The 600-nt window shown below is 38.0% G+C and carries 1 protein-coding gene; it reads right to left on the bottom strand.

Annotated features, from left to right (window positions below; genetic code table 11):
- The coding region (locus DIS18_RS14995) for an HYR-like domain-containing protein (protein WP_483860584.1) at nt 1–600 on the bottom strand (600 nt) is incomplete at both ends.

Below are 600 nucleotides of genomic sequence, written 5' to 3'. Positions count from 1 at the left end.
AGTATTTTCAGTAATTACAGGCGTAATAGCATTACCACATACATCTGTAACTACAGGTGCAGTAGGTTGCGTAGCATCTGCAATACATTCTACAGTAGAACCATCATTAGTTGGTACCACAGGGTTAGTAACGACATCAATAGTATAGGTGTATACCCAAACTCCAGTATTACCCGCACAATCTGTATAAGTGAATGTGTAAATTTTATCACCTTCACATGCAGGGTCTGCATTCTCAGTCATCACAGGAATCACATCATCTCCATTAGCATCTACAATAGTAGGTGGTGTAGGAGGTGTAGCATCTGCAATACATTCTACAGTAGAACCATCATTAGCAGGCACTGTAAAAGGAGCTAACTCAATAGTATAGGTATATGTCCAATTGGCAGTGTTTCCAGCACAATCAGTAAATACAAATGTGTAAACAACTGAACCTTGACAATCAGGAGTATCTGTTTTAGTAGGAGCAGGAGCTGTTAATGTATTTCCACAATTATCTGTAACAGTAGGAGGAGTTGGTTCCACAGCATCTGCTAAATTATCAATAGTTTCTATACCATTACTTGGTAATATGAATGGTGTTAAGTCAATAGTATA

It is taken from the genome of Algibacter marinivivus, from assembly GCF_003143755.1.
Classification (GTDB): Bacteria; Bacteroidota; Bacteroidia; order Flavobacteriales; family Flavobacteriaceae; genus Algibacter_B; species Algibacter_B marinivivus.
The sequence above is the reverse complement of the archived record's forward strand: the minus strand, read 5'-3'. Positions and strand labels throughout refer to the sequence as shown.